Annotated in this window: 20 protein-coding genes and 6 pseudogenes; 13 read left to right on the top strand and 13 right to left on the bottom strand. The window is 70.9% G+C overall.

The window, feature by feature from the left end:
- Window positions 1-70: 70 nt before the first annotated feature.
- Entirely contained in the window at window positions 71-1,279 is a 1,209-nt protein-coding gene (locus ACIP8Z_RS00525; protein WP_402076887.1) for a hypothetical protein, read from the bottom strand.
- 88 nt (window positions 1,280-1,367) lie between these two features.
- Here ACIP8Z_RS00525 and ACIP8Z_RS00520 point away from each other — a divergent pair, with 88 nt between their 5' ends.
- Window positions 1,368-2,234: an arginase family protein gene (locus ACIP8Z_RS00520; RefSeq protein ID WP_402076884.1), complete on the top strand. Its 867-nt coding sequence runs from the start codon at window positions 1,368-1,370 to the stop codon at window positions 2,232-2,234.
- A gap of 300 nt (window positions 2,235-2,534) precedes the next feature.
- Here the strand turns inward: ACIP8Z_RS00520 and ACIP8Z_RS00515 are convergent, their stop codons facing one another.
- Together ACIP8Z_RS00515 and ACIP8Z_RS00510 are read right to left on the bottom strand one after the other, a co-directional pair.
- On the bottom strand, window positions 2,535-3,176 hold the full coding sequence (locus ACIP8Z_RS00515; RefSeq protein WP_402076882.1) for a hypothetical protein: 642 nt from the start codon (window positions 3,174-3,176) through the stop codon (window positions 2,535-2,537).
- A 257-nt stretch (window positions 3,177-3,433) separates the two neighbouring features.
- Complete coding sequence (locus ACIP8Z_RS00510; protein WP_402076879.1) at window positions 3,434-5,497, bottom strand: RICIN domain-containing protein; 2,064 nt, start codon at window positions 5,495-5,497, stop codon at window positions 3,434-3,436.
- A 642-nt stretch (window positions 5,498-6,139) separates the two neighbouring features.
- Here ACIP8Z_RS00510 and ACIP8Z_RS00505 point away from each other — a divergent pair.
- The 3 genes and pseudogenes from ACIP8Z_RS00505 to ACIP8Z_RS00495 all read left to right on the top strand — a co-directional run.
- Window positions 6,140-6,673: pseudogene (locus tag ACIP8Z_RS00505) on the top strand (ATP-binding cassette domain-containing protein); the annotation flags it as partial.
- A 222-nt stretch (window positions 6,674-6,895) separates the two neighbouring features.
- Window positions 6,896-7,996: pseudogene (locus tag ACIP8Z_RS00500) on the top strand (SpoIIE family protein phosphatase); the annotation flags it as partial.
- A 572-nt stretch (window positions 7,997-8,568) separates the two neighbouring features.
- Window positions 8,569-10,371 carry an NAD-binding lipoprotein gene (locus ACIP8Z_RS00495; protein ID WP_402076877.1) on the top strand — a complete coding sequence of 601 codons (1,803 nt, stop codon included), beginning with the start codon at window positions 8,569-8,571 and terminating at the stop codon, window positions 10,369-10,371.
- A gap of 74 nt (window positions 10,372-10,445) precedes the next feature.
- Here ACIP8Z_RS00495 and ACIP8Z_RS00490 read toward each other — a convergent pair whose 3' ends face one another.
- Together ACIP8Z_RS00490 and ACIP8Z_RS00485 are read right to left on the bottom strand one after the other, a co-directional pair.
- Complete coding sequence (locus tag ACIP8Z_RS00490; RefSeq protein ID WP_402076875.1) at window positions 10,446-11,441, bottom strand: NEW3 domain-containing protein; 996 nt, start codon at window positions 11,439-11,441, stop codon at window positions 10,446-10,448.
- 31 nt (window positions 11,442-11,472) lie between these two features.
- Entirely contained in the window at window positions 11,473-12,912 is a 1,440-nt protein-coding gene (locus ACIP8Z_RS00485; protein ID WP_402076873.1) for a Gfo/Idh/MocA family protein, read from the bottom strand.
- 533 nt (window positions 12,913-13,445) lie between these two features.
- Here ACIP8Z_RS00485 and ACIP8Z_RS00480 point away from each other — a divergent pair.
- On the top strand, window positions 13,446-13,766 hold the full coding sequence (locus tag ACIP8Z_RS00480; protein ID WP_402076871.1) for a hypothetical protein: 321 nt from the start codon (window positions 13,446-13,448) through the stop codon (window positions 13,764-13,766).
- A gap of 236 nt (window positions 13,767-14,002) precedes the next feature.
- Here ACIP8Z_RS00480 and ACIP8Z_RS00475 read toward each other — a convergent pair whose 3' ends face one another.
- Window positions 14,003-14,638 (bottom strand): TetR/AcrR family transcriptional regulator, encoded by a 636-nt coding sequence (locus tag ACIP8Z_RS00475; protein WP_402076868.1) that lies wholly within the window; start codon window positions 14,636-14,638, stop codon window positions 14,003-14,005.
- Between the two features lie 64 nt (window positions 14,639-14,702).
- Here ACIP8Z_RS00475 and ACIP8Z_RS00470 point away from each other — a divergent pair, with 64 nt between their 5' ends.
- Together ACIP8Z_RS00470 and ACIP8Z_RS00465 are read left to right on the top strand one after the other, a co-directional pair.
- Window positions 14,703-16,313, top strand: coding sequence for an FAD-binding oxidoreductase (locus tag ACIP8Z_RS00470; RefSeq protein ID WP_402076866.1), 1,611 nt, complete (start codon window positions 14,703-14,705; stop codon window positions 16,311-16,313).
- A 418-nt stretch (window positions 16,314-16,731) separates the two neighbouring features.
- On the top strand, window positions 16,732-17,151 hold the full coding sequence (locus ACIP8Z_RS00465) for a hypothetical protein (protein WP_402076863.1): 420 nt from the start codon (window positions 16,732-16,734) through the stop codon (window positions 17,149-17,151).
- 328 nt (window positions 17,152-17,479) lie between these two features.
- Here the strand turns inward: ACIP8Z_RS00465 and ACIP8Z_RS00460 are convergent, their stop codons facing one another.
- A complete protein-coding gene (locus ACIP8Z_RS00460; protein ID WP_402076862.1) occupies window positions 17,480-18,010 on the bottom strand; it encodes a hypothetical protein in 531 nt (176 codons plus the stop codon).
- A gap of 232 nt (window positions 18,011-18,242) precedes the next feature.
- A pseudogene (locus tag ACIP8Z_RS00455) lies at window positions 18,243-18,523 on the bottom strand (hypothetical protein); the annotation flags it as partial.
- Window positions 18,524-18,679: 156 nt separating this feature from the next.
- Here ACIP8Z_RS00455 and ACIP8Z_RS00450 point away from each other — a divergent pair.
- Window positions 18,680-19,177 (top strand): hypothetical protein, encoded by a 498-nt coding sequence (locus tag ACIP8Z_RS00450; RefSeq protein ID WP_402076859.1) that lies wholly within the window; start codon window positions 18,680-18,682, stop codon window positions 19,175-19,177.
- Between the two features lie 73 nt (window positions 19,178-19,250).
- On the opposite strand, the gene ACIP8Z_RS00445 is transcribed toward ACIP8Z_RS00450, so the two are convergent.
- Complete coding sequence (locus ACIP8Z_RS00445; RefSeq protein WP_350716650.1) at window positions 19,251-19,646, bottom strand: hypothetical protein; 396 nt, start codon at window positions 19,644-19,646, stop codon at window positions 19,251-19,253.
- Window positions 19,647-20,210: 564 nt separating this feature from the next.
- On the opposite strand from ACIP8Z_RS00445, the gene ACIP8Z_RS00440 reads away from it, so the two are divergent.
- Window positions 20,211-20,951, top strand: a complete 741-nt coding sequence (locus ACIP8Z_RS00440; RefSeq protein WP_402076856.1) for a class I SAM-dependent methyltransferase — start codon at window positions 20,211-20,213, stop codon at window positions 20,949-20,951.
- A 224-nt stretch (window positions 20,952-21,175) separates the two neighbouring features.
- Window positions 21,176-21,538 (top strand): annotated as a pseudogene (locus ACIP8Z_RS00435) (DUF6221 family protein); the annotation flags it as partial.
- Here the strand turns inward: ACIP8Z_RS00435 and ACIP8Z_RS00430 are convergent.
- Complete coding sequence (locus tag ACIP8Z_RS00430; protein ID WP_402076853.1) at window positions 21,495-21,899, bottom strand: type II toxin-antitoxin system PemK/MazF family toxin; 405 nt, start codon at window positions 21,897-21,899, stop codon at window positions 21,495-21,497. The pseudogene ACIP8Z_RS00435 and the gene ACIP8Z_RS00430 sit on opposite strands and share 44 nt — an antisense overlap.
- 231 nt (window positions 21,900-22,130) lie before the next feature.
- On the opposite strand from ACIP8Z_RS00430, the pseudogene ACIP8Z_RS00425 reads away from it, so the two are divergent.
- Window positions 22,131-22,463, top strand: a pseudogene (locus ACIP8Z_RS00425) (transposase); the annotation flags it as partial.
- A gap of 39 nt (window positions 22,464-22,502) precedes the next feature.
- Here the strand turns inward: ACIP8Z_RS00425 and ACIP8Z_RS00420 are convergent.
- The gene (locus tag ACIP8Z_RS00420) at window positions 22,503-23,120 is read right to left on the bottom strand and encodes a hypothetical protein (protein WP_402076851.1); all 618 of its coding nucleotides are present in this window, start codon (window positions 23,118-23,120) and stop codon (window positions 22,503-22,505) included.
- 58 nt (window positions 23,121-23,178) lie between these two features.
- Here ACIP8Z_RS00420 and ACIP8Z_RS00415 point away from each other — a divergent pair.
- Window positions 23,179-23,731 (top strand): annotated as a pseudogene (locus tag ACIP8Z_RS00415) (transposase); the annotation flags it as partial.
- A 219-nt stretch (window positions 23,732-23,950) separates the two neighbouring features.
- Here the strand turns inward: ACIP8Z_RS00415 and ACIP8Z_RS00410 are convergent.
- Window positions 23,951-24,856 carry a S41 family peptidase gene (locus ACIP8Z_RS00410; RefSeq protein ID WP_402076849.1) on the bottom strand — a complete coding sequence of 302 codons (906 nt, stop codon included), beginning with the start codon at window positions 24,854-24,856 and terminating at the stop codon, window positions 23,951-23,953.
- A 57-nt stretch (window positions 24,857-24,913) separates the two neighbouring features.
- Between ACIP8Z_RS00410 and ACIP8Z_RS00405 the strand changes: the two genes are divergently transcribed.
- The gene (locus ACIP8Z_RS00405) at window positions 24,914-25,501 is read left to right on the top strand and encodes an ArsR/SmtB family transcription factor (protein WP_402076846.1); all 588 of its coding nucleotides are present in this window, start codon (window positions 24,914-24,916) and stop codon (window positions 25,499-25,501) included.
- A gap of 126 nt (window positions 25,502-25,627) precedes the next feature.
- Here ACIP8Z_RS00405 and ACIP8Z_RS00400 read toward each other — a convergent pair whose 3' ends face one another.
- Window positions 25,628-26,803 carry an MFS transporter gene (locus tag ACIP8Z_RS00400; RefSeq protein WP_402076844.1) on the bottom strand — a complete coding sequence of 392 codons (1,176 nt, stop codon included), beginning with the start codon at window positions 26,801-26,803 and terminating at the stop codon, window positions 25,628-25,630.
- Window positions 26,804-26,845: the final 42 nt, after the last annotated feature.

The raw sequence follows: 26,845 nt of genomic DNA, 5'->3' as shown, positions 1-26,845 counted from the left end.
GTATGCCGGCGACCGCCGACCACCCCCGCGATCCGGACCCAGACCCCGCGATCCGGGCTCAGAACAGGTCCTAGTCCTGCCAGTAGAAGAGCAGCGCGTCGACCGTGAGGGAGTTCCGTCCGCCGAAGTAGTAGACGCAGAGGTCCGTGACCCGGATCGCGCCCGTCTCCCCGTCGATCCAGCGGAAGCCCGCCGATTCGAGGGCACGCCAGGCGGCGTCGGGGGCGTCCTCCTCGGCGGTCGCGAACGGGCCGAGGGTGCTGATCTGGAGCCGGTACCCGCCGACCTCGATCACGTGGTACGTCCCGTCCCCCTGCTGGTTGTCCTCGCCGCAGGAGACCGGGGGCCCCGGCGCCAGCCCGGCCGCCGTGAGGGCTGCCGTCGCACGGCGGAGCTGGTCGTCCACATCGGGACGGACGGGCGGCTCGGCGCACACGGCCTCGAGCCGCCACCGCGGATCGCTCAGGCGCTCACAGCCGGGTCCGTACTCGTGGACGATCGCACCGCGGAGCTCCTCGTCCAGGCCCTCGACCTCGACGCGGGGCCGCCCCAGGCGTTCGTAGACCGCCCTGGCCTCGGCCCTGTCCTCGGTGAGGCGGTACAGCGCGTACGCCGCCCAGACCTTCGCCTCGGTCGTCGGCGCCTCGTCGAGGCAGGCACGCAGACGGTCCGGGTCGGTCGCGAGCGACTGGGCGGCGTACGCGACCCGCCGGTCCGGGTCCGCCAGCGCGTAGGTCACGTCCTCGTCTGCGCGGTACCGCATCCAGACGCGGAACTCCCGGTCCTCGGGGCGGTCCTCGCCGAGTTGCGCCAGGATCGCGTCCGCTCCGTACCGGTCCACGAGCCCGTCCAGACCGGCATCACCCTCGTCGCGGACGCGCTGCCACGGCGAGGCGGCGAGCGTCGCCAGTTCCCGCGCGGCCGAACGGTCGCCGAGCAGCCCCCGCGCCTTCAGGAAGGCCTCGCCCATGCCGTACGAGGTGTCGGACGCACGATCCTCGTGCCGCAGCCACGGCAGCAGCTCCGTCCGGTCGGCGAGCAGGTCGAGGAGAGCCCTGCGCACCTCGGAGGTGTCCTGGGGGTTCTGGACGCACGCGATCAACTCGGGGACGTACCGCTCGGGGACGCGGCCGGTCAGCGCGAGCACGCACGGCCTGCGGCGCCACCACGGGTGCCCGGGGTCCGCCACGTACCGGGCGAGTTCCTCCGGGGCGACCTCCCGCAGACCTGCGGTGTCCTGGGATCCGGCCTGCGGTATCAGGGCCTCGATGCTTCGCATCCGGGGATGCTACTGCCCGGGCAGCGCTCTGAGCAGGTCGATTCCACCGAGGCGCGCACGGTCTGCCCGATGGGGACACCATGGACGTATGACGCTGCCGGGCGAGCGTGGCCTCGCCGTCGTCGAGGCGCCGTCCGTGCTCGGGCTGCGGCCGTCCGGGGTGCAGGAGCTGCCGGATGCCGTGCTCGGCGGAGTGGCGCGGGCCGCGCGGGTCGAACCACCCGCGTACGACCCGGTGCGGGACGCCGTCACCGGGGTGCTCAACCCCGGCGGGATCGCGCGGTACTCCGTACAGCTGGCGGACGTCGTCGGCGAGGTGCTCGACTCCGGGCGCTTTCCCGTCGTCCTGGGCGGCGACTGCAGCATCCTGCTCGGGAACCTGCTCGCCCTGCGGCGCAGGGGACGGTACGGGCTGCTGTTCCTCGACGGGCACACGGACTTCTACCAGCCGTCCGCCGAGCCCACCGGCGAGGTCGCGTCCATGGAACTCGCCCTGGCCACCGGGCGCGGCCCCCGGGAGCTCACCGATCTGGAGGGGCGGGGGCCGCTGGTGCGGGACGAGGACGTCGTCGCGTTCGGGTTCCGGGACGCCGACGAGTCAGCCGCGGCGGGGAGCCGGCCGCTTCCGCCGGGGCTGTACGCCCTCGCCCTCGACGACGTGCGCGCGGCCGGCGCGGGGCAGGCCGCGCGCGGCGCCGTCGCGCGGCTCGCCGAGCTGGACGGGTTCTGGGTCCACCTCGACGTCGACGTCCTGGACGACGCGATCATGCCCGCCGTCGACTACCGGCAGCCCGGCGGGCTGAGCTGGGCCGAACTGGAGGACGTACTGAGGACGGCCCTGGGCCACGAGCGGGCCGTCGGGTTCGACGTCACGATCTTCAACCCGCGTCTCGACCCCGACGGGACGACCGCCGACCACCTGACCGTCTGCCTGCGGCGGGGCCTGGCGGTCTAGCGCCCGCGGGTCCGGCGCCCGAAGGTCTAGCGTTCTGGCGGTCTCGCGCTCTGGAGCCCTGTCGGCCCCCGGGCCGGCAAGGGAGACCGACCAGGCTCGCAATCGCCGGAAGCTCGGCTCCTCCTCCTCATGCGGCGGCTGACCGCCGCACTCCGACTCGCCTTCCTACGAGGAGACCGTCCACTTCGCCCTCCTCGAACGCTGATCTGCCGGGGGGAGACGGGCAGTCCTCCCCGCAGCAGGCACGCGTTCGTCAAGGCACGCGCCCATCCATGCCGGACAGCTCGGGCCCGGCCGAGGTCAGCGCCGTCCTCCCCGCCTGCGCCGTATCCAGATCCCGGCTCCGGCTCCGGCGAGTGACGCGACCACGAGCCCGACCGTGGTCAGCCAGGGACCCCAGGTCTGCTCGTCCTCGTCCTCGGCCCCGGAGCGAGACGTCGACGGGGACGAGGACGGGGAGTCGGACTGGGAAGCCTTTGGAGCCGGCGATGTCTCCTGTGCCACTGGAGGAGTGTGGGTCGGCGTGGCTGCGGTCCCGCCCGGAACCGACGAGGCACCGGCCGGTGAGGAGACCGCCGCGACCGTCAACTGGCGCTCGGCGTGCCCCAGTGCGGGCTGACCGGCTGCCACCGTGACCTTCCAGATGCCCGTCGGCAGTGCTTCGGCGGTGGTCCAGTCGGTGGGGCGGGTGCCGCGGACGAGTTTCCACGGGCCCGCCGTACGGCTGCCGTCCGCGCTGACGGCACTGACCAGTGCGGCGACCTGCTCGTCGACGGCGTCGCCGTCGTTCTCCCAGGTCACCTCGGTCAGGACGTGGCCGTTCCGGTGACCGGTGATGACCACTTCCAGGTTGTCGCCGTGTGCGGCGGCGGGCTGCGGCAGGGCGAGGCCGAGGGCGAGTGCTGCGGTGAGGACGAGTGCGGGGCGGGTGGTGGCGTGCATGGCGGTGCTCCGGTCCGATGCTGGAGGGAAGGCGGGGGCTTGCGCGGCTGGGGCTGACGAGGCGTGGGGCCCGCGGGCCGCGCAGGGGCTCGGGTGGCGCCGGGCTCGCGAGGCGCGTGGGGTTCGCCAGGCGTGTGGCTTCGCGAGGCGCCGGGCTCGCGAGGCGCGTGGGGTTCACGAGGCACTGGGATCGCGAGGGCGGGCCGCCGATCGGCGGCCCGCCCGAGGTGCGACGCGGATGCGACCTGCGGGCCGGCTCAGCCGGCCCGGCGGGCCGTCCAGGTCTGCGCCGGCCGTCCGTCCACGCGCTGGAGGTCGAGCAGCCAGGCCCCGTAGTACGGGCGACTGCTGACGGTCAGGGCGTAGGCCCCGCTCCGGTCGGTGAGCGTCACCGCGCCGTTCACGACCGTCATCCGCCACTGCTGGGCGGAGGAGCCGGCGGCACAGGGCTGCTGGGCGACCCACATGCCGGGGGCAGGCGTGGCGCCGGGCTGCAGGCACTTGGCGGAGGCCGCCGACCGGACACGGACGAGACCACCGCCCGCGTCGTCGAAGTACCACTGCTGCTGCTCGTACCCGTTGCTCTGAGCACCGACCAGGACCGTGCCGTCGGCGCTCCGGCCGCCCCACAGCTGGGCGCTCAGCCCGGTGCTGCCGTTGGAGAGCAGATAGCGGGTGCCGGGGGTGGTGGTGCCGCCCGCCCCGGCGGTACGGAAGCTCGTCGCCCGTCCCGGTCCGCTGTCACGGCCCTGGCCGTCGCGGACGGAGACGGCGGCGGTGTGCGAGCTGCCCGGCCGCAGGTTGTAGATCCGCAGCGCGGTGCCCTGGACCCAGGTCAGGTGCCTGCCGTCGAGGAGTACCTGGTACCAGGACGCTCCGCTGACCCGCGGCCAGCTCACCACGACGGAGTCCGCCTGGATCTGGCCGACCGTCACGTCCGGTCCGGCGCCCGGCCGCGGCCCGGTCGGGGTCGGTGTCGGCGTCGGCGTGGGCGTGGGGGTGGATGTCGGACTGGGTGTGGGGCTCGGTGTCGGGTCCGGTCCGGTACCGCCGCCCTTGGTCCGCATGAGGAACTGGTTGTCGGCGATGTTCCAGTGCGTGGCGAGATAGCTGCCGGGCCGCGGGCTGGTGTGGAAGTAGTCGTCGTGGTTGCAGTCGAGGATGTTCTCGGAGGCCCGGTTGGTGCAGACGTTGCGCATCTGCGGGTAGTACGGGGTGTCCGAGTAGCACATGACGTCCCACTCGTCCGTACAGTGCGCACCCCGGCTGGTGTTGGGCGCGCTGTTGTTGACCGCGCCCAGGTTGTGGCCGAGTTCGTGGGCCGCGGTGTGCCCGCCCCAGCAGCCGCTGTCGGTGCGCCCGTACGAGGGGCCGAAGTTGCTCAGGTTGGACTGGGCCGGCCGCTCGTCCCCGGCGAAGGTGCCGATGCCGCAGTACACCTGCGCCTCGGCGAAGATCATGTACTTGCGGTCGCGTCGGTCGAGGCCCTTGGCGGCCAGCGCGCGGTTGGTGGCGCTGAACTCGGCCATCGCGGAGTCGGGGAGTTCGATGTTGAGGACGGTGGGCGTGCAGTCCGCGGCCGTCACGTACCGGATGTGGCGGACGCCGCCGGTCTCCTCGGCGCTCGCCGAGTAGATGAGGTCGGCGTCGGCGGCCCACTTGCGGAAGGAGGCGAGGTACTCGGAGTACCGGTCGCGTCCCGGGCCGTGGACGTACACGACCTGGACCCGGTTGCCGGTGCTGCCGTCGCTGTCGCACTGGACGGTCTGCCCGGCGGGCCCCGCGGCGGTCGTGGTGGTCCCGGTGGCGGCCGGAGCGGCGGCGGTGGAGGGGCTCGGCGACGCGGCGGCGGCCGTGGTACGCGGGGCCTGCGCGTCGACGGCGGGCGTGTCCTGCGAGGGTCCCCGGCTCTTACGGGGCGCGGGCTGCGGCGCGGCCGGCTTGGCGGGATCGGCCGCGGGCGGCACGGACTTGACCGCGGGCGGGGTGTCCTTCTTGATGTCGACGCCCTTGGGCGGCGCGTCGGGGCCGTGGGTACACAGACCGGTGGCTGTGGCGTAGACGCCCGCGCAGCGGTCTCCCTCAGGGGCCACCTTGAGCCCGTCGTACACCATGCCCCTGGCCGGCTCGTTGGTCGGCTTCTTCTGGATCGGCTCCGGCTCCACGCTCCTGGCCGGTGCGGCGGCGGGGACGGCGATGTCGGTGATCTCGGTGACGGGGGTCTCGAGGCGGGCGAGCGGGGTCTCTCCCGAGTCCGCGCGTCCCGCCCCGTAGGCGATCGCCCCGGCTATGACCGCCGCGACGGCCATCGCGGCGGTCACGCCTATGAAGGGTCTGCGAGGCCGTACCTCGCGTGCCCGACTCTCCTTCGGCTTCCTATGTCTAGGCATGCACACCTCAACTCTTTGGTCAGAAGACTGGGTGCGCGGAAGCCTGTCAGAACCTCCCGGTGAAGAATTCGGACAAAGGGGAGAGCGCTCAAAGAATCCATTCCGTTACCTACGCTTCCGTTTCTGATGAACATTCAACTCGCTCTGAAATAAGGGAAGTTGATTCCACGGCAGAGTCTTGGTCCAGGCCTTTCCGGCGATCCTGTTATGTAATCGAAATAAACGCTGATGGCTATTGACGCGAATTCAGTGAAGGATTCACCTAATTTCTCACCTCGCGAATCCCTTCGATCACCACCCGTGAGCAGCCGGCCCTGGCCCAGTCGGCCGACGACGTCCAAGGACCGTGTCGACCGGCAGTCGCGGCGGTAGCGGGGTGACGAGGGGGACGGGCGGCAGCAACTGCGAGACGTCCCTGGAAAGTGGGACGAGTCGGAAGGAACGTGCCGCCGAACGGGGCGTTCTCGCGTGTCCCGTGACCACCGTTCACCGGGCGGGCGCCGGGGTGGACAACCCTTGACGCAGGCTCCTCGGAAGGTTCGCCAGGTCGGGCCGCGGACCGGGTGCCGTCCGATGGGCTGCGGAGAGGGTGGAGGTGGGCGAGTGCCCAGGGGGCCGCTCTTGTCCCTGCGCGGGATCACCAAGCACTTCGGCGGGGTCGTCGCTCTCGACTCCGTCGACCTCCAGGTGGACCGGGGGCAGGTGCTCGGCCTGGTGGGTGACAGCGGAGCCGGCAAGAGCACCCTGGTCAAGGCGGTGTCCGGGGTGGCCCCGCCGGATGGGGGGACCATCGAGTGGCAGGGCGTCCCCGTCGAGCTGCGCCGGCCCGCCGATGCCCAACGGCTCGGCATCGCCACCGTCTACCAGGACCCGTCGCTGGTCGACCGCCTGGACGTCGTCGCCAACCTCTACCTCGGCCGCGAACTGCGCAGGTTCGGGGTTCTGCGGCAGATCGAGATAGAGAAACGGTCCATCGCGCTGCTCGAACGACTCGCCATCAGCATTCCCAGTATCCGAACGCCCGTGAAGGCACTCACCCTGGGCCAGCGTCAAACCGTCGCCATCGCACGGGCGCTGCTGGGCGGACCTCAACTGGTCGTCCTCGACGAGCCGACCGCCACGCTCACCGTGGACCAGACCTCGCGGATGCTCGACCTCATCCGCCGGCTGCGGGACCAGGGGCACGCGGTGATCATGGTGAGCCACAACCTCGACGACGTCCAGGCTGTCGCTGATCGCATCACCGTGCTCCGGCTGGGCCGCAACGGCGGCGAGTTCGAATCCCGGTACACCAGCCAAGAGCAGCTCGCGGCCGCCATCAGCGGCGGCCATCCGCTCGCGGTGACTCTCCAGCAGAGCCTGCTGCCGCGCGGGCTCCCGGCGCAGGACGCCGTCGAGGCCGCTCACCGGTACCTCCCCGCACACTCGGGGGTGGGCGGAGACTGGTTCGACGTGATCCCGCTGTCCGGCGCCCGGGCCGCACTCGTGGTCGGAGACGTCGTCGGACACGGCCTGCACGCCGCCGCCACCATGGGACAACTCCGCACCGCCGTGCACAACCTCGCCATCCTCGATCTGCCGCCCGATGAACTCCTCACCCACCTCGACGACGTCGTCGCCCGCATCGACGAGGAACGGACCGCCGGCGGCCGCGAGGACGCCGTCATCGGTGCCACCTGCCTGTACGCGATCTACGCCCCGGTCACCTGCCGCTGTCAGCTCGCCCGCGCCGGACACCTGCCGGCCATCCTCGTGAGCCCCGACGGCACCACGGACATCCCCGAAACGCCGGTCGGACCGCCTCTGGGGCTGCGCGGGCTGCCTTTCACCACGGTCGAGTTCGACGTCCCCGAGGGCAGCCAGCTGGTCTTCTACACCGACGGGCTCGTGGAGTCACGGACCCGCGACATCGACGTGGGCCTGGAGCGGCTGCGCACGGTCCTGTCCCACCCCGGGCGCAGTCCGGAGGAGACGTGCCAGGCCGTGCTCAGGGGGATGCTTCCGGCGGATTCGGCCGACGACATCGCCCTGCTGGTGGCGCGTACCCGCGCGTTGCCCAGCGACAGGATCGCCGAGTGGAACGTCCCGCCCGACCCATCGGCGGTGGCCGCCAGCCGGGCCGCTGCCACGGCCCAGCTGCGCCGCTGGGGTCTGGAGGAACTGGTCCTCGGTACGGAGCTGATCCTGAGTGAACTGGTCACCAATGCCATCCGGCACGGTGGCAGCCCGATCGGCGTGCGTCTGGTGTACGCGCGGACGCTGATCTGCCAGGTCGCCGATGGCAGCAATACCTCGCCACGGGTGCGGCTGGCCGCGGACACGGACGAGGGCGGACGCGGCCTCTTCCTGGTCGGGCAGATCGCCCAGCGCTGGGGGACGCGGTACACCGAGACCGGGAAGATCATCTGGGCCGAACTGCAGTTGCCCTGACCACATGGCCCCGCGTGTTCGTGGCTCGCCGCGACGCATCCCGAAGTCCGCAGTCCGCAGTCCGCAGTGCGAAGCCCGCAGTCCGAAGCCCGCAGTCCGCAGTGCGCCGGGAGCCCGGGAATGCCGTCCCCGCGCGGCCTCCGCACGGGTGGGCGACGACGATGCGGCGCACGGCGTCGGCCGACCGAGTCGGGGGCACGGGCGGGGCCATTCCGCAGGCCGCCGAGCGCGACCCCGCTGCTTCTGGTCGTCCTGCGGCGTGCATGGGGCGATCCCGGCCCGGTCGAGCGCCCGGGCGCACGCAGGAGCGCGGAGGCGCCTGCGGGTCGAACGCCTGACTCCCGGCCGCCTGCCCGAAAGGATGAACGGCGCCCGTCGACGGCGTTTCTCCCCGGTGCCGCCGTCACCCTGCTGACGTGCGCAAGGAGCTCGAATTCACGGTCCCGCCCCAGCGGCCGGCCCGGCCGGCAACCGCCCCGGCCCCGCTCACCCCCGGCCGGTCCCGTCACCGGCCGGCGCCCTCGCTGCGGGACCGGACGCGGTACTGGGTCGATCGGACCGTGGTGAAAGGCATGACCACGGTCGCGGGCTGGCTCGCGCTGGTCTGCCTGGCCGTGGTGGCACCGGCGAGCGCCCTCCTCGTCTGGACCGACAGCCGCTCGCCCGACACCGTCCAGGGCAAGGTGGCGACCGTCTGGCGGACCGTCGGCCAGACCCTCCGGCTCGGCGGCGAGGTCGGCCCGCCGCTGCGGATCGTCCTCTCCGTCCTGCTGGCCCTCGTCTCCCTTCTCTACGTCTCCACCCTCGTCGGCCTCGTCACGACCGCGATGACCGACCGCCTGACCGAGCTTCAGCGCGGCCAGTCGACGGTCGTGGAGCGCGGCCACTCACTGGTCCTCGGATGGTCCGAGCAGACCCCGACGCTCGTCGCCGAGCTGCTCGCCGCTCATGCCCATCGGCGTAACAGCGCGGTCGTGGTCCTCGCCGACCGTGACAAGCTCGACATGGAGCGGGAGTTGCGGGCGGCCCTCACCACCGTCGGCGGACGACGCGTCCGGCTGCTCTGTCGCCGGGGCCGCCCCGCCGACCCTGCGGCTCTCGCCCGCGTCAGCCCGGCCGCCGCCGGAGCGGTCGTGGTGCTGCCGCCGGACACCCCCGAGGCGGACACCCAGGTCGTCAAGACGCTGCTCGCGCTGCGGGCCGTGGTCGGCGACGCGAGCCCGGTACGCGTCGTGGCGGCGGTCCGGCAGACCCAGCACGTCGCCACCGCCCGGCTCGCCGCCGGGCCCGGCGCGGTCGTCCTCGACGTCGACGGCCTCGCGGCCCGGACCCTCGTGCAGTGCGTCATCGAACCCGGACTGTCGCGCGTCCTGGAGGACCTGCTCGACTTCGCCGGTGCCGAGCTGCACGTCCACCGTGTCCCCGGGCTCGGCGGCCGGACCTTCGAAGACCTGCGGGCGGCCTGCGCGGACGCGTGTGTGGTGGGCCTCGTACGCCCGAACGGCGCGCCGCTCCTCAACCCGCCGCCGCAGACAGTCCTCGGCCCCGGCGACGCCGTCGTCGTCCTGGCCGAGGACGAGACCCCACCGACCTGGGCCGCGCCCCCGGCGACACCGTTCCCGCCGCCCTCGGCCGCGACGGACGCGATGGCGGCGACGTCCGCGACGTCCGCGACGGACGCGATGGCCACGCCGGCCGCCGATATCCGCGCCGCCCCCCGCCGCGTTCTGGTCCTCGGCTGGAACCGGCGCGGCCCGGAGATCGTCGACGGCCTCGCCCGTAACGGCTGGGAGGCGGTCCGTGAGAAGACCCTCCCCGCCCCTGACCCAGCGCACCACATCCTTGTCCTCGGCGGGCCCGACGGCCACCCGGACCCCGACGAGCACACCCTCGTCACCCTCCTCCGGCTCCGCGCCGCCGAGTGCGAGTCGGGCCGCCGGAGCCCCACCGTCGCCGAACTGACGGACGCCCAGCACCGCCCCCTCGCCCCGGCCGGCGCGCACACGGACCTCGTGGTCGGCGGACGGCTCGTCGGCCTGCTCATGGCCCAGGTCTCGCAGACCATGGAACTCGCGGCGGCCTTCGACGAACTCTTCTCCCCGGCGGGCAACGCGGTCCGCCTCCGCCCCGCCACCGACTACGTCCCCGCCGGGACCGAGGCGCCCTTCGCCACGCTCGTCGAGGCCGCCGGACGACAGGGCGCCACCGCCCTCGGCTACCGCCCCGGCGACTCCCGGATCCCGCTCCTCAACCCGCCGAAGACCGGAACGCGCCGTTGGTCGTACGAGGACACCCTGATCGTCGTCACCACGTCCGGAACCCTCCAGCCCCAGGACGGCCCCGCCAGGCCGGCCGGAACTACGGTCCTTCCCTGAGACGGCACGGAAGAGGGCGTGGCGCTCGACGCGGCGCCAGTGGGACGTGACCGGCCACGGCGCGGCGACCTGTGTCAGGAGGCGACGGCCATGTCGAAAATATGGATGTCGCCGTTGCCCGGCAGGACCACGAAGTCGACCTGCTTGGCCGCGTCGAGCGGGATCGAGTGGGCGAACACGCGGTAGGCGATGCCCGCGTTCCCGTATCCGCTCGGGCGGTTGCGGCCGTCGGACGACGCGACCAGCGTCGCGCCGTGGTCATCGGCGGGGGCGAATGACCAGTTGGGGAAGCCGAACGAACCCTTGGTCGAGGTGCCGTCCTTGTAGTACACGGTGGCAGTGCCCGTCGCACCGCTTCCGATGCCCGAACCGAGGAAGACGAGTCTGACGCCCTGGCCGCTCAGGTCGACGGCCTGTCCGGCGCTCGACACGTTGTCCTTGGTGCCGCTCGGCACGTCCGGCCAGGTGAGCTTCGCGCCCAGCGCGCTCACGGACGCGCCGGGGGTGAGGCCGACCGCCGCGAGCTTCTGTGCGGAGAAGCTGTTGCCCTCACCGTCGTAGTCGCCGGGGGCGGTGTCGCCCTCGTCGGTGATCGCGACACCGTTGTAGGCGGCCTTGAGGTTCGCCACGGGTTCGCCCGTGGCCTGGGACAGGGTGCCGGTGGCGGACCCGACTCCGTCACCGCCCTGGTACGTCACGGCAGCGGTGAACGTCCGGACGGTGAACCCCGGGCGCTGCTCCGGCACCTGGATCCTGAACTCGGTCTCGACGGCCTGCCCCTTGGCCACGGCGCCGCTCACGCTGCGCTCGGCCGGCTGCACCGCCCAGCCCACCGGCCCGGCGAACGACACCTTCAACGACCGCATGCGGTCGGGCCCCGCGTTCTTGACGGTCACTTTCACCGCCGAGATGGCCGGCCCCTGGAGGTCGACCGGCGAAATGGCCACCTCCGTCTTCGCTGCGGCGGGTGCCGGTTCCGGTCCGGCCGCGACCGCCTGCGCGGGGACGAGAAGCATCGCCCCTGCCGCGGCCGTGGCTCTGAGCAGGGTGATCACTCGGGCTGATCGCACGGTCTGTCTCCTTCGCGAGAGTGCGGGATTGTCAGGCGACCGGGGGCATCTCGGACGCGCGTGAGTCCAGGCCCATCCGCAGGTTGACCCAGGCCCCCCGGGTGAAGTCGGGGATCTCGACCGGACGGCCGCCCGCGGCGAGGGACTTGGCGCTCAGCGGCACGGGGGAGCACCAGGCTGCCGAGTCGTAGACGTCGATGTCCGGGACGAGTCCGGCGCGCATCAGCTGGACGGTGCGCCACTGCAGCACGTAGTCCATGCCGCCGTGGCCGCCGTTGTTGGCCGCGTCGTCACCGATCTTCTTCCACAGCCAGTGGTCGAACTCCTTGCGGTAGGCGTCGAAGGCACGCCAGGAATGACCGCCGTGGTCGGGCTCGACGTAGATACGGCCGCCGCTCGTCGCCATGACGCCCGCGTAGTCCTCGAAGATGCCGCGGCTGCCCGCGATGCTGTTGATCCGGCTGTAGGGGCGCGGCGAGCTGACGTCGTGTTCGGCACGGATGACCCGGCCCTTGGCGGTGTCGATCATGCAGGTGACGAGGTCGCCGTTGACGTACGTCTCCTTCCACGACGGGTGCGACCTGGGCACGAAGCGCTCGCGGTAGTCGGCGAGGCCCTTCGGCTCGGTGGCGGTGGCCCGCAGCACAGCCATCCGGTCGCCGCGGTTGATGTCCATCGCGGCGGCGATCGGAGCCAGCCCGTGCATGGCGTAGAAGGACGCGGTGCTGCGGGTGTGCCAGAGGCGGCGCCAGGCGTCGGTGTAGTACGTGTCGGAGAAGAGCAGCTCACGCAGGTCGTGCAGATAGCCGCCGTGCCCGTTGGTGATGTCGCCGAACAGGCCTTCGTGGGCCATCTTGAGCATGGCGAGCTCGTTGCGGCCGTAGCTGCAGTTTTCGGCCAGCATCAGATGACGGCGCGTGCGCTCCGAGGTGTCGACGAGGTCCCACAGCTCGTCGAGCTCGGTGGCGATGGGCAGTTCGACGATGACGTGCTTGCCCGCCAGCAACGCGGCCTTGCCCTGGGGGTAGTGGAACTCCCAGGGCGTGGCGATGTAGACGAGGTCGATGTCGTCCCGCTCCAGCATCCGCGCGAAAGACTCGTCCGAGCCGCCGTACTCCGCGGGGCGGGGCTTGCCGTTCGCGACGAGCCGGTCGGCGGTGCGCCGGGCGCGGTCCGCCCTGATGTCGCAGACGGCGGTGACGGTACAACCGGGGACGACGGACCATCCCTCGGCCATGCCCGAACCCCGGTTACCGAGTCCGATGACGCCGACGCGGACGGTCGTGTACGAGTCGTACGGCACGTCGATCATGGACTTCTGACCCGGCCTGCGCCGCGGCACGGGAGCCGGTACGGCACCGGCCTGCGCCACCGGGGCCGCCTGAGCGGCGCCGACACCGGCTGCGAGCGCCCCGGTGGCGAGGGCTCCTCCTAGAAGCAGACGGCGTGATACTGCGGGGATGTGAGGCATGCGGAAACGCTCCTCGTCCGTATCGGTGCGTGATCGGCATCACTGACGGGTCAAGACTCTGGCGGGATGAACGCGGGCATGTCAAGAGATGCTCATTAGCCCCGGCTTATGAACAAGAACAAGCATCCTGGTTGCGTGTCGAACGCAGACGCGTGCTGTGGAGCCACACGCCGGGCGGTCGGGCTGCCGGGCCCGTTCCGGACGAGCCCAGGCAGGCGCGGAAGGGAAGGCCGAGCGGGGCGAGCCGACGGCCCTCAGGGCCGCGTGGGCTTCGCATACGTCGGCGCAGCACTGTGACGAGCCCCGAGACGACCGGCAGTTGAAGAGCGCGGTGGGTCCTCATCGCGAGTCACGGGGCCGGCCACACCGCGACCGGGCGCCCAGACCACTCCGGTGGCCGAGCCGGTCGGCGCGGTCCGCCGGGCGGGCAGAACCGTGCGGCGGCCGGAAGGCGTCTCGCTCGGGCAACCCACCGGAACGCCTCGACGTCCCACCCCGTGACGGGCTGCTGCCGATCATGCGGGAGAGAAGACGTGGCGAAGAAGGACCGGACGACCGACGCGGCGGGAGAGAAGGACCGCGAGAAGTGGATGGCGCGTTTCCAGGTAAGGCTCGCCATGCAGCCGGGCGTGGACCGGGCGGTCGTGCTCCAGGCGGTCAAGGAGGTCACGGCGCACTGCGCGGAGACGGGCGAGCACCCGCGGGCCGCCTTCGGCGACCCGGACGCCTGCGCCGTGCGGACCGCCGAACGGTTGGTTCCGGAGGACCGGGCGGCGCGCGCGAGGCGGCGCGACAGCGGCGTGGCCGCGCTCGACTCCGTACTTCAGCGGGCGAGGGACATCACCGGCATGTGACCGGTGAAGAGAGCCGCACGAGCGCGGACGGCGCCCTGGTGGCTGCTGTGGTCGCGTACGGCATGCGGGTGGACCTCGGCCCCGTACGCCTCGTCGGTCTCCAGTCCGGGAGGGGTCGGTGCCAGGTGCCGGGGCCTCGCACCGGCACCGCCTGCGGTCCGATGGGTCGGAACTTCCGATAGTCCGGCGCCCCGGTCCTTCCGGTCGTCCGGTCCTCCGTCCGGCCGGCCCTCCGGTCAGCTCGGGCGCGCGGGGTCGACCGCGAGTGCGGCGGCGACGCTGAAGAGGCGGGCGCAACGCCGGGTCATGGCCTCCGGTGTCTCCTCGGGATGCTTGACCCACCAGCGGACGAGCGTGCCGACCAGGTCCGTCCAGACGTGACGGAGCGCGTCGGCGTCCATCGGGTCGGTGGAGCCGGCGGCGCGCAGCAGCTCGGCGGTGCCGTCGGCCGCGAGCCCGTCGATGGCCGCCCGGTAGACCGCCGCCGTCCGGGCGGCCTCACCGCCGGGCGGGAGAGAGCGGTCGTAGAGGACGAACCACGCCTCCCGGCGTCCCTCCAGCGCGACGAAGATGCAGCGGAGCACCCGCAGGGGGGTGTGGGGGGTCGTACCCTCCTCGCCCATGGCCGTGCGGATCGCGTCGAGCAGGCTGTCCCCGACGGGCGTCAGGCAGGCGACGTACAGGTCTTCCTTCGTGCCGAAGTACTGGTGCAGCAGCGTCTTGGTGACCCCGACGCGTTCCGCGACGGCGGCGAGGGAGGCGGCGGCGTACCCGCGGCCGCCGAACTCCTCCGTGGCGGCTTCCAGCATCTGCTGCCGACGCACGTGCCGGGGGACGCCCTTGGTGCCGGCCTTCGAACGAGGGGTTGCCATGCACGGATATTATCAGTAAGTAATTTACCCCTTGGTAAATTCACTCGCGGCCACTGGAGCGCCCATGTCCGGCACGACGACGCAGTCGATCCCGTCCGCCCCTCTCCGGTCCTGGTGGGGCTGGGGGTGGGAGAGCGCCCACCCCGACGACGCCGAGTGCGTGGCCATGGGCGCCCTGCTGCCCGGAACCCTGGCCCGCCCGCTCCCCGTACCCCGTATCGCCGATCTGGGCATCGGGGCACCCGCCGTCCAGCCATCCGCGAGCCTGGCGCGGCTCATCAGCACCGATCCGGCCGACCGCGCGGCCCACGCGATGGGCAAGGCGTACCGGGACGTCGCGCGCGCCCTGCGCGGCCGTCCGGGCCGGATCCCCGACCTGGTCGCGTTCCCGACGGGGGAGCGGGAGGTGGCCGACCTCCTGGACTGGGCCGGCGAACACCGGGTCGCCGTCGTGCCCTTCGGCGGCGGGTCCTCGGTGGTGGGCGGGGTCGAGTACCGGGGCGACCGCCATCGCGCGGTGCTCTCCCTCGACCTCACCGGGATGGACCGGGTGCTGGAGGTCGACTCCGAGGGCAGGGCCGCCCGCATCCAGGCGGGGACGCTCGGACCGAGCCTGGAGAACCAGCTGCGTCCGCACGGCCTGACGCTCCGGCACTTCCCGCAGAGCTTCGAGTTCTCCACCCTCGGCGGCTGGCTCGCGACCCGGGCCGGTGGCCACTACGCCACCGGCCGCACGCACATCGACGACTTCGTCCAGTCGCTGCGGGTGGTCACCCCGGCCGGCACCGCGGAGTCGTGGCGGCTGCCCGCCTCGGGCGCGGGGCCCTCGCCGGACCGGATGTTCCTCGGCTCGGAGGGCGCGCTCGGCATCATCACCGAGGCGTGGGTACGGCTCCAGGCCCGCCCGGTCCACAAGTCCTCCGCCTCGCTCGCCTTCGACGACTTCGGCGCCGCGCTCGGGGCGGTCCGCGCCCTCGCGCAGTCCGACCTCGCCCCCGCCAACTGTCGGCTGCTCGACTCCGGCGAGGCCGCGCTGGCCGGTGCCGCGCGGGACGGCTCGGCCGTCCTCGTCCTGGGCTTCGAGTCCGCCGACGCCCCGGTCGACGCCCGGCTCGCACAGGCCGTCGACCTGGCCCGCTCCCACGGGGGCCGACGCGAGCCGTCCGAGGCCGGTACGGACGGCGCTCCCGCCGACGAGGCGGTGAACGCGTGGCGGTCGGCGTTCCTGCGGATGCCCTACCTCCGGGACGGCCTGGCGCGGATGGGCGCCGTCGCGGAGACCTTCGAGACGGCGGCCACCTGGGACCGTGTCCCCGCCCTCGTCGAGGACGTTCGCAGGACGGTCACCGAGGCGGCGCTCAAGATCTCGGGCCACCCGGCCACAGTCAACTGCCTTCTCACGCACGTCTATCCGGACGGTGCGGCGCCCTACTTCACCGTGCTCGCCGCGGGCCGCCCGGGGGAGGAGGTCGCCTTCTGGGACGAGCTGAAGGCGGTGGCGGGCGAGGTGCTCCACCGCCACCGGGCCACCATCACCCACCACCACGCCGTCGGCCGCGACCACCGGCCGGGCTACGACCGCCAGCGGCCCGAGCCCTTCGCCCTCGCGCTGCGCGCCGCCAAGGGCGCCCTCGACCCACACGGCATCCTCAACCCGGGGGTGCTGGTGGACTGAAGCGACCTGGCCCCACGTGGCGCGGCGGTGTGCGGCCCGGCGGGTGGCCGACGGGTCCTGGTAGCCGTGTACATGCCCCGGTGCGTGCCGGTCACCGTGTTCCTGGAGGCGACCCGGCCGCCTCCGACGACCGCTGCTCGACGACGACGTGGATGCCGGGGACGTGGATGCCGGGCACGTCCCTCGGGAGGAATACCCACGCCCTCGCGGGGGAGCCTGGCCCCCGGGCTGCGTGGCGGGGCCGACGGAGCCGTTGTCCGGCCGTCACCCGGCCGTCAGGGACCACCGGCGGCCTCCTTCGGCAGCGGGAGCGAGATGAGCGGCTGAGGGCCCTCGACCGGTGGGCGGACTCCGCCAGGCGGCCTTCCCTGGCGCCACGGCGAGGCGCGGGCGGCCGGACGGGGGGAGAATGGCTTCGATGATGACCGTGCTGATAGCAGGCCTGCCCGAGGGCGCCGAGTTGGAATCGGTGCGCGCCCGCGTCCACTCCAGCCCGCACTTCCGCATCGTCGCCCACGCCTACGAGCCCCGGGTCGCCCTGGCCCAGGCCCGTGTGCTGCTGCCCGACATCGCGGTGATCACCCGCCACCTGCCCAACCCCGAGGCTGACCTCGCCCGCTACCGTCTCGTACGGGATCTTCGTGCCCTGGATCCGCCCACCGGGATCGTCCTCCGCAGGGACGCCGGGGAGCCGGACCGGCCGCTGGGCCCGGGCGCCGAACCCCTGGACGGTGCGATCCACGAGATTCGCCGAGGCGAGGCCGACGCCCTCTGGGAGGCCCTGGTCACGATCGGCCGACGCCGCGCCTCCTGCGACACCGACCGGACGGAGCTCTGACACTCACAAGGCGATGCCCACCTCGGCGAGCTGCTCCGGCCAGTCGCTGAACGCGGTGACGATCGCCTGCCGCTGCGATGGGCCTCGCGGCCCACCCGGGGAAGGCAGGGCGCGCCGCGGCCCGAGTCCGCGGAACGTCAGGTGACGGTCGGGCGGATGACGAACACTGGTCGAGTGGCATGTGGCGTGCAGGGGGGGGTGGAAGGAAAGAGCCCCAGCACACCGAATCCCCCAGCCGTCACCGAACCCGATGCCTACGCGAGCAGTCCGCTTGCCGAGGGGGCAGGTAGCGGATGGATCGATCTCGGTGGCGAGAATCAACCGGTGGTCAGTCCCCCGCCTCTGGTGCCGACCGCTCGCTGAGAAATTGCTCAGCCGCCTCAACCGCTTCCCTGTTGAGTTCCTCGATAGGGACTCCCCAGCTCTCCTCCCAGCCGGCCAGGTCGTGCGCGCAGCGGACAAGGGGTTGTAGCCCTTCGGGGTAGCCGAGGTCGTAGGCGATGTCTGCCCAGATGAGGTGGGTGCCGACGGAGGGATCCAGGGATCCGTCGGCGATCTGACCGGCGACCCAGTAGGCCATCGCCCATTTCGCGGCCCGAGGGTCAGCGGGCGGGTGGAAGAACAGTCCCAGCTCCTCCAGCACCTGGTCGAAGAGTGCCGGAGCCTCCGGCTCCTCGCTCCGGAGGAGACCGGCCAGCATGGCGAGGGAGGGACTCTCAACCCCGGCAATCAGAGCGTTCAGCCCTGCCTGGATGAGCTGGTCAGACCCGACGTGCCTACCGAATGCCCTCTCGCGCGCGATGTGGCTGAGTTGTTTGAGGGCGTCGTCGCGGGTCATCACAGTCTTCTCGATCGGCATCGGGAGAAGGAGGGTCGCACATTCGCGGACGGCGCTGCCATCGAGTTCCTCCTTCTCGATTCGACGATCAGGACATGAGAACCCGTCTCCGCAGGAGGGTGAAGCCTCGACCGAACATCTGGCGCTCGCAAGCAGAGGCCCGGCAGGCGAACCGGGCGCACCCGCAGCCTGAGTACAACCCTTCGCCCCGCACTCGGAACATCAGTGGGAAATCGCAGGCACGAACGCCGTGGTTGAGTAGGCGGGGATGGCCTCGTGTCAAGCGGTGGACAACATCGCGGACCGTGTCCTCGTATCGTATGCGGCCACCAGGCGGGCGATGGCCGGGACGATGTTGCCGCCCGCTGAGGCCGACAGCGTCATCGCCCGCCGGTAGCGCACACTGTTCGTGTTGCCCCGCCGGACGATCTGCTGCCGCTTCTTGCCCTCGTAGTCGGCGATGGCTCCGACGTGAACCCCTGGTGTCACCAGATCTCCTGACGCTGGATCGGTCGATTGGTCCACCAGAGGCATCGGCGATGAGGATCTCTGAAATCGGGGGCCTGTTGGTCGGTGACGGTCAGGCGAAGTCGTTGCCCCCTTCCGATCGGACCCCGTGCTGAGCTCTCCGATATGTTCTTCCGGGCTCACCTCGCGTTGGTGGGTCCCACGCGTATTCGAGGGGGAAACGTGCCTGGTGAGCGGCTTGACGCGGAGTGGGTCAGGTCCTGGTGGGAGCAGGCCGACGCGGCGCTGACGAAGCTGATGCAGTCCTTCCACCCGACACACGGCTTCCCGCCCGGCCACAACGCTGTGATGCTCGCAACCGACGACAGCCACCAGGCGACGGACGCACTCGTGGATCTGACACCGATCCCCTCCGACCTGACCACTCTCTACTGGGTGATCAGCGAGGCTTCTCTGCCCGACGTCGAAAGCGGATACTTCATCCACTCACCTGCGACGGTGGCAGAGCACTTCCGCGACTACGGCCCCGCTCCGATCGACGGCGAATCGATCGCGCTGCTCTTTGCCAGCGACGGTGGGGGCCATCTGTTCGCGATCGGAGACAGCGGACAAGTCTGGAATTCCACCACCCCTTCCTGGTCTGACGACTTCGAGGTCGCCGCGTCCAGCATGCAGGAGTTCCTCGAACAACTCGGCCGGCGCATCGCGAACCAGTCCTGATCATCGGCCGAAGGAACAAGCCGCCTCCCTGCCCTATGGGGCGTCTCGCTTTGGTCACCGGGCGCCTATAGGTCTATGCCCAGCTGCTGATGGTGAAAGTACCGTCGCAGCCGTCATATCCGATGCCGATGATGACCTTGCATTCGACCCGGATGTAGTAGCTGTGGGCGTTCGAGACCGGAACTCGCTGATTGATCACTTCCCCCATATTGAGGTAGTCGGTCACGAACTGGTCGGTGACATTCCGGCCATCATCGCTGTAGATGTCGAATTCGAGCCGGGTGTGGAACAGGTCCGCGCTGCTGTCGGTGTTCTTGCCGTAGACGCCCAGTCCGCCACCTGCGGGAACGCTGACCTTCCGGGTGGTTTTGACCGTGCCGTCAGGTGTTCCGCTGAACGTGATCGTGCTGGCGTCCAGCGGCGAGGTCGCCGCCGACGAGGTCGGCGTTCCGAGAACGATCGAGGCCATGAGCACCGCCGAAGAACAGGCAGCGCGAGCAAATCTGCGCATTCGTCACTCTCCACGTCGTGCGAAATGAGACTGCTTACGGATTCACCGCACACTCTTATCACCGTCCGTCTCCACCGGGACTTCATTGGCTGAAATTCAGAAGCATTTCGGCGCGTACCCGGTCGCTGGCCCGCGCTCGGGCCGCAGACGGCGCCGTACGAACTCCTGGACGGTGAATCCTCTGCCGGCGGGCGGGCGGGGTGTCGGTAGGGTCGGTGGCCGCGAGCACAGGACCCCGGGCGTATCGGCCGTCATATCTGAGCAGGTCAACGCCTCCTCCCGGCTCCACTCGCGCCGTTCGACCTCGATCACGCAGCGCTACATGTCTGTCTGCCGTAGCAATACGAGTGCCCCCAGACAGGGGTATCGCGAGCAGACGTGGGGTCACCCCTGGGCAGGGGTAGCCGATTTCGTAGAGCGTCGTCATCGGCGGCCAGACGGGACACCCGTGAACCGGTGAACCATCCCGGTCGCAGCACAATCGTGTTGACCGCCCCAGGCAGGCAGTGTTTGAGTCGGCGCGTGGACAGCATTTCTGCCAACCGGCGGTTCTGGAACCAGATCAGCAGCGCCTACCAGCACAGGCACGACCCGCAGATTGGCGCAACGCCCCGGTTGTGGGGCACGTACGCCATCCCCGACGCGCACCTGCGTGCCCTGGGCGACGTCACCGGCAAGCGCGTCCTCGAACTCGGCTGCGGCGCCGGCCAGTGGTCCAGGACGCTCGCCGCCGAGGGGGCGACCGTGGTCGGGCTCGACCTGTCCGAATCCCAGCTCGCCGCGGCAGTTCGCGCGATGGGTGCGGCCCGCTACCCGCTGGTGCAAGGCGCCGCCGAACACCTCCCCTTCGCCGCCGACAGCTTCGACCTGGTGTTCTGTGACTACGGCGGGCTCAGCTGGGCGCCCCCGCACCTGGCTGTCCCGCAGGCCGCACGCATCCTCCGCCGCGGTGGGCGCCTGGTCTTCAACGTCGCCAGCCCATGGTTCGAAGCCTGCTACGACGAAGCCGCCAGCCGCGCAACCACGACGCTGCACAAGGACTATTTCGGGCTGGACACCATCGCAGAAGGCCAGGGCGCGGTCAGCTATCAGCTCACCTACGGCGACTGGATCAGGGTCCTGCGCGGCGCGGGTCTCGTCATCGACGACCTCATCGAGCCGCGGCCCGACCCCGGAACAGCCAACGGCTACAACCAAACCGACCCGCCTGACTGGGCATACCGCTGGCCGGCAGAAATGCTCTGGGTAACCCACAAACCGTAAGCACCGCCGCACCGAGACGCGAAGGTGTCCCCTCCCCGGTGGGCCCCAGTACTCCAGCTGTGGATCGCGATCTTCATGTCTGGCATGCGGCTTGTCGCTGGTAGTGGCTGGTGCGGGATCGCTGCTGATGGCGACGTCGCCAGTCGGACAACGGCCGAAGTCCCCGCCGGAGATCATCTCCCCGCGCGGGGCCGGGTCGAGGATGACGTCCGAGGTGTCGACGAGAGGTCGAGGCGAAGCGACGCGTGCTCGCCCGCCATGAGTTCCGTCCCGCCGTAGGCGACCCAGAACTACCGTGGGACAACTGTGATGATTGCCAGTACGACGGCGAGCCCTGGCCATGCGACGACCTGCTCGACGTCGCCCTACCGCATGCCGATCACCCTGACTGTCCCGGGCAGCCCTCAGCAGAGATCGTTCATGGGGCAGCCCGTAGTACTCCAGCCGTAGATCGTGATCGCGATGGTGAGGGGCGCCGAGGCGACCGTCGGACCGCGTCGGCCATCTGGCCGAGACCGCCCACGCCGTCGGCTCCTGCTCCCTCTACCCGAGTTCACCGAGACGGAGGGCCTCCCTCATCTCGCTGAGCTTCGCGGTCGTTGCCGGGGTCTGCTCCTGCGCTTGTTCAGCGAGTCGGAGGGCATTGTCAATCTCGCTGAGCTTCGCCGAGGACAGGACGGCCGCCCGCTCCATCAGTTCGTCCCGCGACACAGTGGTCAGCCACGTGCAAGGGGTGAAGCCCGGACGCGGGAACGCGAGCCGCAGCACGCCTTCGAACGGCACTCCTTCACCGGAGCCCACCGTCACTTCGATGCCCAGACCGCTCATGTCGACGCCCGCCGGAGCGACGACCTGCATCACCCGGATCCCGGACGCGTCGTCTCCCGACAGCAGTACGACCAACCTCCGCTCGTCGAACTGGACCCACCAGACTTCGCCACGTTGCACAAGTCCTCCAGACACAGGACGGCAGACAGACGCTGCGCCGGCCTGACGCGGTGTGAAGACGGGTGCCGCCGCTGTTGATCATCGGTGCGTGAAGCCTGAAGACCACGCGGTGGCCGCAGGTCACAGCGTAACCCTCCCCCTGGCAGGAGGTGTTCGAGAGCCTGATGAGCCGGATAGGGGGACGGTTCACGCGGGTCGAATCCCGGCGCCGACCCGGAAGTTGGTACGTCGTTGAGTGCTGCCCAGTGGGCGAGGATCGAGCCGTTGCTGCCGGACCGAACGCCTCGGCGGGGTGGATGGTGGTGTGATCCCCGGCAGGTGATCGACGCGGTCGCGTTCAAGTACCGCACCGGGACACCGTGGACGGACCTGCCAGAGCACTTCGGCTCGTGGAAGCGCGCCCACAACTGGCTGCGGAAGTGGGCCGCCGACGGGACCTGGGAGAAGGTCTCCACCACGCTGCTCGCCCATGCCGGCGCCGAAGGCGACCTCGACTGGGTCGTCGCGGTCGATTCCACGATCGTCCGCGCTCATCAGCACACCGCCGGGGCCCGTCAGAAGGGTCCACATCGCCGGGATCTTCATCCGGGCCGCGAGGTGACGTCAGTCGTCGAACCAGACGACCAGCCTGACGTCGTCGTCCCCGTGGAGTTCGGCGAGGGTGCGCATGACGGTCCAGACGGGGCCCCACTCATGGTCCGGCACTGCGTCGCGGCGCCTGAGACGCTCAACACGGAACATCTGGTCTCCATCGATCCACTGGGAGCCCTCCGGGAAGTGCAGCTTGGGTCGGACCGCGATGTGAGCCGGCTGTCCGCAGAGGTCGACGAATCGCTGAGGGGCGGAGTGGTGCCGTTGGAGGAACTGCCAGTCGCCTTGCGGATCACGGTAGTACTCGCGGATGTAGGCATCCGGCTCGGCGGACTCCTCATCCCAGTCGACCCGCTTGATCTCTGCCCAGCTGACCCAGCTCGCGCTTCGCCCGGCCGTCGTCTCATGGCCGTCGCGGACACGGTTCGACGCGTCGGCGGGCAGTCCACGGACAGGAGCCACCGGCACGAACTGTTCGTTGTCACAGACGCCGAACAGACAGCCGAAGGTCTCGTAGTTCCTCGGCACCTTCAGGTGGTCCAGGTCGATGGTGGCATGCCAGAACGAGTCCATCTCATGATCTCGATAGTCACGGTGGCACTCGATGAAGCCCCAGATGTCCTTACCCATGCCGTGATGATGCCGGGCTAGCCTCCCCCAGACCAGGCATTACTCTCCCCCGGACTTGATCCAGAAGACACTCCTAGCCGTTTACGTCGCCTACTCGCTCCCGCGAGGGCACGCGGCGATCGTCCGGGAACTCCATGTTCCGCGTTCCTGGACCTCCGGCCTCCGACCGCTGCCGGGTCGCCGGACTCGGTGACAGGACGGAGTTCGCGACCAAGCCAGAGCTGGCTGCCCGCATGGTCCCCCGATTCCTGGACGCCGGCCATCGGGCCGCATGGGTCGCGGGAGACGAGGTCCACGGCGGCAACCCGAGGCTGCGCGCCGCGCTGGAGGAACGCGGCACCGGCCACGTCCTAGCGGTGGCCTGATCGCACGAAGTCACCACAGGCTCCGGGAAGTTCCGCGCGGATACGTCGGCCAGGAAGGTGGCCAGGAGAGCCTGGCGGAAGCTGTCCGCAGGGGTCGGAGCCGAGGGCCACCGCTTCTACGACTGGGCCGTCATCGACCTCACCAACCCCCGGCCCGGGAGCCGGCAGTTGCCGATCCGCCGCAACCGCGGCACCGAACTGGCCCCCGCACGCGCGAGGGCCTCGCGGCCATGTGCAGAGCCCGTTCATCCGTACGCCACCCTGCACGTTCGCCTGTACGCCGGCAATGGGTCCCTGAAGGGAATGAAGTCGTGCGCGGTGAGCACACGGAGGCCGCCGGAGACGCCCCGCCGCCGATGCCGGCCGCTGACGTCAGAGGATCTGCGCGTGCGCCATCGGCCGCTGTGTGGTCAGGGGGAGGGGCGCTGAGCGTGTGCCGTCGATGAGCTGGACCGGTGGGCCGGTTCAGCCTGCCAGCCGGGCCAGGGCCAGTGCGTGCGCCTGGTCGAGGGCGTCGACGGCAGCGCAGGGGATGTCCGGCTGGACACCGGTGCCTTCCCAGTTCGTGCCGGAGACGGGATTGACAGCCCGGCCCATCGGAACGGTGACTTCCAGGTGGGGGTGCACCGTCCAGCCCTTGCAGGGGTGTGCCCCGCCGCGGGTGCGTTCGCCGACGACCACGGCACGCCCGAGCTGCTGGAGGTTGTACGCGAGCTCTTCGGCGGCGGAGAAGGAGCTGGCACTGGACAGCACGTACAGCGGCTTGCTGCCGCCGAAGCGGGCGCCGGGAACGTGCGGCTGGCTCCAGGACTGCTCAATGCGCTCGCCGCTGCGCCAGTGCATGGTGTTGAGGTGGGTGCGCTGGTCAAGGAGGTGGCTGCAGACGAAGGCGACGGTGTCGGGGTCGCCGCCACGGTTGGCACGGAGGTCCACGATCAGTGCCTCGGCGCGGGAGGCGAGGGTGAGCGCCGCGCTCAGCGGTTCTGCGGCCCACTCCAGCGGAAACAGCATGGGTGCCAGCTCCACCACCGCGACGCCTCCGCCGAGCAGCTGCACCAGGGGCGCACCGCCGAGCGAGGTGTCGAAGTCCCGGCGCATGGCGTCCAGGGTGGCCGCCCCCTGCTGCGGGGACACCGGGTCGGCGTGGTGCTTCAGCCGCAGGTGCCGGTCGCCGTTGACGGACTGCAGGTCCGCGGTGACCAGACGGGCGAGCTCCTCGGCACTGTCAACGTCGTACGCGCCCTCGGCGAGGCGCTGTTGCAGCAGGCCGGCGACCTGCTCGGCCATCTCGGGGAACACGTACTGCTCACGCACCAGCCGGGCCGTCTCGTCGATAACAGGGGCTGGGACAAGCATCGTTGAAGTCGTCATGGCAGGGATTACAGCACCACCCTTGCGTAAGCGTCAAAGAGTTTAGACACTTTTGCTATGTCTGATCAGCCGGCCTACCTGCCACCCCCCGAGGACGTCCTGGAGATCGGCGCGCCCGAGCAGTTCGCGGCACTCGCCCACCCCTTGCGCCAGCGGCTGCTCTTCGCTTTGGGCCACCGGCCCGCCACCACCAGCCAGCTCGCGGCGCAACTCGACGCGAAGAAGGGCAATGTCGCCCATCACCTCAAAGTCCTCCGCGAAGCCGGTCTGATCCACATCGCCGAGACCCGTCAGGTCCGCGGCGGCACCGAGCAGTACTACCAGCGCACAGCTCGCCACATGATCGTCGCCCACCCCCAAGCGGCAGGCACCGCCGCGATGCTCACCGCCGTCGCCCAGGAACTGGACCGCTCACCCGTCGACGCCCACCTGACACTGCGCCACCTTCGTCTCAGCCCCGCGAAGGCGAGAGAACTCGGCGAGACCCTCACCCGACTCGTCGACGAAGCCGAAGAGAGTCCAGAGGACCAGCCCGTGCACGGCGTGCTGGTGGCGCTCTACCAGCAGGCCTTGCCCACCAACAGCACCCCCACCGCCAGCACCGCCAGCACCGCCAGCACCGCCAGCACCGCCAGTCCCGCCTAGATCCTGTCCGGCAAGTGATCTTGAGCATGCTTGCGGAGCCAGAGGACGAGCGCGTGGGGGACCTCGTGCCCAGGCACGTCCCCGTCCGCCCGGCAGGCCGTACGCGTGCCGCTGATCCGTGCAGGTCTACGCGTCTTGCCGTACGGGTGCGGCGGTCCGGGGCTCGGGGGCGGTGGGTTCGGGCAGGGCGCGGAACAGCAGCCAGCTCAGGGCGGGCATGGCGATCAGAGGTGTCAGGGCCGTCTGCAGGGAGGTGGAGTCGGCGAGGTGTCCCAGCAGGGGGCTGACGAGGCCGCCGATGCTGACGGTGAGTCCGAGGGTGACGCCGCTGGCGGTGCCGATGCGGGAGGGCAGGTAGTCCTGGCCGAGGGTGACCTGGAGGGAGAAGGGGACGTACAGGCCCGCGGAGGTGAGGGCCACGAAGAGGAACATCGCCGGGCCCGGCGTGTAGATCACCCCGGTGACGGCCGCGATCGAGAGCAGGTAGGACCACCGGGAGACGCGGACGCGGTCGTAGCGGCTGGCCAAGGATCCGCCCAGGACCGAGCCGACCGCGCCGCCCAGGAACAGCAGGAACAGGGCCATGGTTCCCGCGGCAGTGCCGGCCTGCGTACGTTGCTGGGCGTAGAGGGAGATGAAGGTGCTCAGGCCGGTGAAGACGATGGAGCGGAAGACGACCGCCAAGGACAGCCTCACGAACGAGGCCACATCGTCGGCGCGCACCGTCGTCGGCGCCTTGGAGGTGCCGGCCCGAGGACGGGCGAGCATCCGGAGGACGGGCACGCACAGGGCCGCGCCGGCGAGCGCGGGCAGGACCAGGACCGGTGTCCAGCGCAGTGAGCCGTGCCCGATCGCGGCCGACACCATGATCGGGGCGAGCGCGAAGCCGATGTTGCCGCCGAGGGAGAACCAGCCCATCGCCCTGTGGCTGCCGCGGCCGGCCAGCCGGGCCACGCGGGCGGACTCCGGGTGGTAGGCGGCCACGCCGATCCCGGAAATGGCGACGAAGGCCAGAGTGAGTCCGTAGGAGCCGCTCAAGCCGCTCAGCGCGATGCCCGCGCCGCCCAGCAGCGTGCTGACCGGCAGCAGCCACGGCATGGCCCACCGGTCGGTGAGCGCGCCGAACACCGGCTGCGCCACTGATGACAACACGGACGCGGCCAGCACGATGCCGGAGGCGACCGCGTAGGTGTAGTCCCGTTCGGCTACGAAGAACGGGATCAGCGCCGCGACGGCGCCTTGGTAGATGTCGACACAGGCGTGTCCCACGGCGAGCAGGGAGATCGATGTATTCCTTCGCACCCGTCCCATGCTGGGAGACACGCCCGCTGTCGCGCTTCCGAT

Source organism: Streptomyces sp. NPDC088553, assembly GCF_044752965.1.
Classification (GTDB): Bacteria; Actinomycetota; Actinomycetes; order Streptomycetales; family Streptomycetaceae; genus Streptomyces.
This window is presented reverse-complemented; position numbering and strand designations above follow the sequence as displayed.

Coding starts and splice junctions, on each gene's coding strand:
- ACIP8Z_RS00525 (WP_402076887.1), bottom strand. CDS start 1,279: ATGCGAAGCATCGAGGCCCTGATACCGCAGGCCGGATCCCAGGACACC.
- ACIP8Z_RS00520 (WP_402076884.1), top strand. CDS start 1,368: ATGACGCTGCCGGGCGAGCGTGGCCTCGCCGTCGTCGAGGCGCCGTCC.
- ACIP8Z_RS00515 (WP_402076882.1), bottom strand. CDS start 3,176: ATGCACGCCACCACCCGCCCCGCACTCGTCCTCACCGCAGCACTCGCC.
- ACIP8Z_RS00495 (WP_402076877.1), top strand. CDS start 8,569: ATGACCACGGTCGCGGGCTGGCTCGCGCTGGTCTGCCTGGCCGTGGTG.
- ACIP8Z_RS00485 (WP_402076873.1), bottom strand. CDS start 12,912: ATGCCTCACATCCCCGCAGTATCACGCCGTCTGCTTCTAGGAGGAGCC.
- ACIP8Z_RS00475 (WP_402076868.1), bottom strand. CDS start 14,638: ATGGCAACCCCTCGTTCGAAGGCCGGCACCAAGGGCGTCCCCCGGCAC.
- ACIP8Z_RS00470 (WP_402076866.1), top strand. CDS start 14,703: ATGTCCGGCACGACGACGCAGTCGATCCCGTCCGCCCCTCTCCGGTCC.
- ACIP8Z_RS00465 (WP_402076863.1), top strand. CDS start 16,732: ATGATGACCGTGCTGATAGCAGGCCTGCCCGAGGGCGCCGAGTTGGAA.
- ACIP8Z_RS00460 (WP_402076862.1), bottom strand. CDS start 18,010: ATGCCGATCGAGAAGACTGTGATGACCCGCGACGACGCCCTCAAACAA.
- ACIP8Z_RS00445 (WP_350716650.1), bottom strand. CDS start 19,646: ATGGCCTCGATCGTTCTCGGAACGCCGACCTCGTCGGCGGCGACCTCG.
- ACIP8Z_RS00420 (WP_402076851.1), bottom strand. CDS start 23,120: ATGGGTAAGGACATCTGGGGCTTCATCGAGTGCCACCGTGACTATCGA.
- ACIP8Z_RS00410 (WP_402076849.1), bottom strand. CDS start 24,856: ATGACGACTTCAACGATGCTTGTCCCAGCCCCTGTTATCGACGAGACG.
- ACIP8Z_RS00405 (WP_402076846.1), top strand. CDS start 24,914: ATGTCTGATCAGCCGGCCTACCTGCCACCCCCCGAGGACGTCCTGGAG.